Source organism: Microbacterium sp., from assembly GCF_047971895.1.
In the GTDB taxonomy this organism is placed as follows: Bacteria; Actinomycetota; Actinomycetes; order Actinomycetales; family Microbacteriaceae; genus Microbacterium.
The window spans coordinates 1-4,880 of record NZ_JBKEAF010000054.1 but is presented as its reverse complement, the minus strand read 5'-3'; the positions used below and the strand labels follow the sequence as shown (position 1 = coordinate 4,880).

5 protein-coding genes and 1 pseudogene are annotated in these 4,880 nt (G+C 70.9%); 5 read left to right on the top strand and 1 reads right to left on the bottom strand.

Going from position 1 to position 4,880, the window contains the following annotated elements; all coding sequences use genetic code 11:
• The 4 genes and pseudogenes from ACK5IN_RS04715 to ACK5IN_RS04700 form a co-directional block, all read left to right on the top strand.
• Positions 1–487 (top strand): annotated as a pseudogene (locus ACK5IN_RS04715) (DNA-directed RNA polymerase subunit beta'); the annotation flags it as partial.
• A gap of 176 nt (positions 488–663) precedes the next feature.
• A complete protein-coding gene (locus ACK5IN_RS04710; protein ID WP_416895056.1) occupies positions 664–1,611 on the top strand; it encodes an ABC transporter in 948 nt (315 codons plus the stop codon).
• Between the two features lie 112 nt (positions 1,612–1,723).
• Positions 1,724–2,101, top strand: coding sequence for a hypothetical protein (locus tag ACK5IN_RS04705; protein WP_416895055.1), 378 nt, complete (start codon positions 1,724–1,726; stop codon positions 2,099–2,101).
• Between the two features lie 10 nt (positions 2,102–2,111).
• Positions 2,112–2,777 carry a spermidine/putrescine ABC transporter substrate-binding protein gene (locus tag ACK5IN_RS04700; RefSeq protein WP_416895054.1) on the top strand — a complete coding sequence of 222 codons (666 nt, stop codon included), beginning with the start codon at positions 2,112–2,114 and terminating at the stop codon, positions 2,775–2,777.
• A 264-nt stretch (positions 2,778–3,041) separates the two neighbouring features.
• Here the strand turns inward: ACK5IN_RS04700 and ACK5IN_RS04695 are convergent, their stop codons facing one another.
• Positions 3,042–3,677 (bottom strand): NAD(P)-dependent oxidoreductase, encoded by a 636-nt coding sequence (locus ACK5IN_RS04695; RefSeq protein WP_416895053.1) that lies wholly within the window; start codon positions 3,675–3,677, stop codon positions 3,042–3,044.
• Positions 3,678–3,795: 118 nt separating this feature from the next.
• Between ACK5IN_RS04695 and ACK5IN_RS04690 the strand changes: the two genes are divergently transcribed.
• A complete protein-coding gene (locus tag ACK5IN_RS04690; RefSeq protein ID WP_416895052.1) occupies positions 3,796–4,728 on the top strand; it encodes an AraC family transcriptional regulator in 933 nt (310 codons plus the stop codon).
• The last annotated feature ends 152 nt before the right edge of the window (positions 4,729–4,880 follow it).

The following is a 4,880-nucleotide window of genomic DNA, read 5'->3' as shown; positions in this document are numbered from 1 at the left end:
CGTGCGCCAGATGCTGCGCAAGGTCACCGTCGTCGACCACGGCGACACCGACCTGCTGCCCGGCGAGATGGTGGACTTCAAGCGCTACCAGCAGATCAACCGCGAGGCCGTCGGCGAGGGCAAGCGGCCCGCGTCGGGCCGTCCTGAGCTGATGGGCATCACGAAGGCGTCGCTCGCGACCGAGTCGTGGCTGTCGGCGGCGTCGTTCCAGGAGACGACGCGCGTGCTGACGCAGGCCGCGATGGAGGGCAAGAGCGATCCGCTCGTGGGCCTGAAGGAGAACGTGATCATCGGAAAGCTGATCCCCGCCGGAACCGGGCTTGCGAAGTACCGCAACGTCACGGTCGAGGCGACCGAAGAGGCCAAGAGCGAGCGGTACCCCAACCGCATCTTCGCCTCGGACGGTGCGTTCAGCGACGCCGACCTGAGCTACGTCGACTTCGACAGCTTCTCGACGGACGACTTCACACCCGGCACGTACAACTGAGTCGAGTGGATGCCCACGGCATCCCGTGAACAGGGGTCTCCGGTTCCGCGCGAGCCGGGGGCCCTTGTTCGTCCGCAGACACGTCGGCACGCCTGCCGCGCGGCGTCGGATGCGGGCGGTACTCTCACGGTGCGGGTGAAAAGCGTCCCGTCATCCCTGAGTGAGGAGTGCGTCCCATGAGTGACCCCCAGAACCCGGGCGACCCGGTCGACCCGGTCGAGGAGCCCGCCGCCGTCGACGATGTCGTCGGCCACGCGAACGAGGGGCTGGCCGACGCCGAGGCCGCACGCGGTGACGCCGTCGACGCACCCGCCGAGGAGGTCGTCGTCGAGGGGGCGGTGGTCGAGCCCGAGCCCGCCGCTGCGGAGCCCGTGCCGTGGTACGAGCGTGACGATGTGCCGCTCGACGACGATGCGCCCACGGTCGTGACCGAGCCGGCGGTCACGCCGAGCGAGCCCGTGGTGGAGGAGACCGAGGTCATCGCGGCGACTGCGGTCGCACCGGCCGCGGTCGCGCCGGCTGCGGTGGCCCCGCAGTCGATCGCACCCCAGCCGATCTTCGTGCAGGCGCCCGAGCCGCCGCGCCCGCGCGGCAACCGCGCCGCCGCCGGGGCGATCGGGGTCATCGCCGCCGTGTGCTTCGGGGTGCTGTACCTGGGCACGACGCTGGGCGTGAACCTGATCGCGGGGGCGATCGCGCCGTCCGATGTCGTGCCGTCGCTGGTGGGCTCGCTCGCGTCGTGGGCGCTGTGGGTACCGGTCGTGGTGTTCTTCCTCGCGTTCTGGCTGCTGGGGGCGATCATCAACCGCGGCCGGTGGGGTCTGTGGGTGATCTTCGGTCTGCTCGTGGGATTCGCATCGTACGGCGGGCACCTGCTCGGCCAGCTGTTCGAGGCGCCGTTCTGGAACCTCACGGCGACGCAGGGCCGTGAGCTGGTCGAATCGCAGCTGTGGGTGCCGCTGGCCTTCGCCGCGTTCATCTTCGGCCGTGAGCTGACGATCTGGTTCGGCGCGTGGGCCGCCCGGCGCGGCAAGCGCGTGAGCGAACTGAACTACGAGGCGCAGCGCGAGTACGAGCGCACGATCGAGGCCGGCCCGCCGCTCGTGGCCTCCGCACAGGGCTAGGGGCGCCGTCACGCCCACCACTTCGTCGCGATCGGGTGGAGGCGCCCGCCCGATCGTCGCTCTGGGGTTCGCGCTGGCGGGCTTCGTCGCCCTCGTCGTGTTCGGTCTGGGCATGGCGACGCTGCTGACGGGGACGGATGTCATCGCGGCCCCGGGGTTCGGGCCGCTGCCGCCCGTACTCGGGGTGATCGTGGCCGTCGGGGCGCTTGTCGCGGTGCTGCTGCCGGCGCTGCGTGCGCCGCATCCGTCGTACCTTGCGGCCCTGTGGGCCGCTGTCGCCTGCTATCTCGCATACGTGGTCACGGTGTGGCTCACGGCGGTGATCGGGGGAGTGGATGCGGCCGTGGCCGGCGCCGTGGCCGGTCGCCTGGCGCTGGGGCCGTGGGCGCCGATCGTCGGCGTCGCCGCTGCGGTGTGCGCGTGGTTCGCGGTGGCGCTGCGCCGCACCCGCGCCGACCCGCCGCGCTGGCCCTGGGAGTCGGGGGGATAGCCTGGAGCACGTGGAGCGCTCGCTCGAAACGCAGGTGAGCCAGGCCGTGGACGCCTGGCTTCGCTGGCTGCCGCGCTGGGAGCCGGCCACGCATCGCGGGAGGGTGGCACCGTGTCGGCGCTGCATCGGCTCTCCGGTGCTGTCGGCGGCCGGCCTGGGGTCGGATGTGCCGCACGGGGTGCAGCACGGGCTGTCGACGCGCATCAAGACGATCGTCGACCGTTCGGTCGCCACGTACACGTCGCTGAACCTCCCGATGCTGCAGACAGAGCTCGACCAGCAGGCCGCGCGCAACCGTGCGCGCAGCTACCGGCCCGCCGATGGCCTCGATCCGGAGTTCGAGGGCCTGCCGCTCGACCCCGACCCGGTGCCGGGGCAGCCGTTCCTGTTCACGATCTCGGGCTTGGCCGACGAGGCTGACGCGACAGTTCCGCCGCTGCCTCCGCTCAGCGACGAGGCCAAGGCCGCACTGCGCCAGGAGGTCGGGCTGGCCGACGACTACGCGAACATGGTGGGCCGTGAGGTGTGCGCGGTCCTGCTGCGCCACCGCCTGCGCATCCAGGACGCGCTGGCCGAGTACGTGGAGCCGCAGGTCGAGGCCCTGCTGCGCGAGCTGTCGGAGTCGCTGGATGCGCCGTTCGACCCGACCGAGCGGCCGCCGGGCACCGTCTTCTGACTTCTGCACAGGCGACGGAGGACCCGTGGCACGGCGCGTGCCGTCGGTGCCGTCGGAGGTCCCGACGCCCCCGCGATCCTCGACGCCGTGCTGGCGCGCACGATGAGCCGCGACCCGGCCGCGCGGCCGCGGCCGATCTGGAACGGGCGCTGCACGCGGCGGGCGGGGCGGTCTCTCCCGCGCTGTGCCTGATTCGATCGGCGAGGGTTGGGCGTCGTTCTGGCCGCTCGCGGTGCAGGGTGGTGAAGGCGGTGACGGCGCTGGTCACCGGGGAGAGCCGAGCGTGAGACGGCGATGCACGGTGTCGGGGTCGTCGATCGCGGCCAGGGTCCAGGCGGCGAGGTCCGCGCGTGAGATGCGCGGACGCAGGGGTGCGCGGCTGGAACCGGGCAGGGCGATGACCGTGCCCGTGGCGGGACGGTCGTTGAGGTATCCCGGTCGGGTGATGGTCCATTCCAGCCCGCTGTCGGCCACGTGCTGCTCCTGGGCGGTGTGGTCGGCCATCGTCGGGCCCAGTGCGAGGGGGAACACGAGGTGCCGGGTGATCGGGTCCAACCGGTGGGCGCTGTCGCCGAGTCCGAGTGAGGACTGCACGAGCAGCCGCCGCACGCCTTCGCGGTGCATCGTGTCGATGACGGTGCGGGTGACCCGGGTGCGGATGCCGCTGCGGTCGCGGCCGGGGGTTCCGACCATGATGATGACCGTGTCGCAGCCGGCGATGGCCCGGGAGAGGGTGTCGGGGTCGGTTGCATCGCCGAGCACCGCGGTGAGACCGGCGCCGCGGGCGCCGGGTGAGCGCGAGACCGCCCGGACGGTCGCGCCCGCGGAGCCGGCCAGGTGGGCGGTGAGCGCGCCGGTGCCGCGGCTGGCGCCGATCACGGCGAGGGTGTGGGCGGTCAATGAGAGAGGAGAGGGAAGTGTCGATGTGGTCATATCCCCATCGTCGGCGGCGTGTGGCGGATGAACCATGCATGATTCGCCACTTTACATATGCGATCGTCCATGATCTGCTGTCGGTATGGATCTGGTCTCCGCACTTCTCACGGGTGTGCGCACCCGCGATGGCGTGCTGCACCGCTCGGTTCTGCGCAACCCGTTCGGGTTGTGCGTGCGCGAGCGCGCACCGCTGTCGATCGTGCTCGTCCTGGATGGGTCCGCGCATATCGTCTTTGACGATGGCGAGACGGTGGCGTTGCGCCGCGGAATCGTGTACTTGGTCTCGACCATCGCGCCGTACCTGCTGGTCGATGCCCCGGGCAGCGCTCCGCGCCTGATCGTCGACCCGACCGGCGTACGCACGATCGACGGTGTGCCGCTGCCGCCTCCGGATGACGAGCTGCGCTGCTTGGTCGAGTCCGCGGGGGCTGGCGAGGAGACCACAACCGTGATCTCGGGGAACTACTCCGTATCCGATGGAATGGGGCGCAGGCTGTTGTCGACATTGCCCAGGTGGTGCGGCATCGACCTGCCCGAAACGACCGATATGGTGCGCATGCTCGACGTCGAGCTGCGGCGAGCATCGGTCGGACGGCAGCCCGTGCTCGATCGCTGGCTCGACCTGCTGCTGACCGCGTCCCTGCGCGGGCGGTTCACCGATGCCGACACCCGTCCGGCGTGGAGCACCGCGGCGACGGACCCGGTCGTCGGCCCCTCACTCAGAGCAGTGCATGCCGAACCGGCCGCACCCTGGACGGTCGCTCGTCTTGCGCAGGTGGCTGCCGTCTCGCGTTCGGCCTTCGCGGAGCGCTTTACAGAGATCCTCGGCGTCCCGCCGATGACATATGTGGCCGAGTTGCGGATGGATATCGCCACCGACCTGCTGCTGCGCGACCGGGCACCGCTGTCAACCGTGGCGCAGGCGGTAGGCTATGCCGATCCGTTCGGCTTCAGCGCGGCGTATAAACGCATCCGTGGGCGCAGCCCCGCCGTGGTCCGCGCCGGAACGTCATGACCCAGCGGGGGTAGGGTGTGTTGCTGAAGTCTTTCGGTGTGGTTCTCGGTGAGACTCGACACATGGCGGTGCGCGAAGAGATCTCTGCTGAGCGCGGGACGTGCTCGAACCATTGATGCCGGTTCCGGATGGGCATTCCAGACCGTGGTCGG

Coding starts and splice junctions, on each gene's coding strand:
- ACK5IN_RS04710 (WP_416895056.1), top strand. CDS start 664: ATGAGTGACCCCCAGAACCCGGGCGACCCGGTCGACCCGGTCGAGGAG.
- ACK5IN_RS04705 (WP_416895055.1), top strand. CDS start 1,724: ATGGCGACGCTGCTGACGGGGACGGATGTCATCGCGGCCCCGGGGTTC.
- ACK5IN_RS04690 (WP_416895052.1), top strand. CDS start 3,796: ATGGATCTGGTCTCCGCACTTCTCACGGGTGTGCGCACCCGCGATGGC.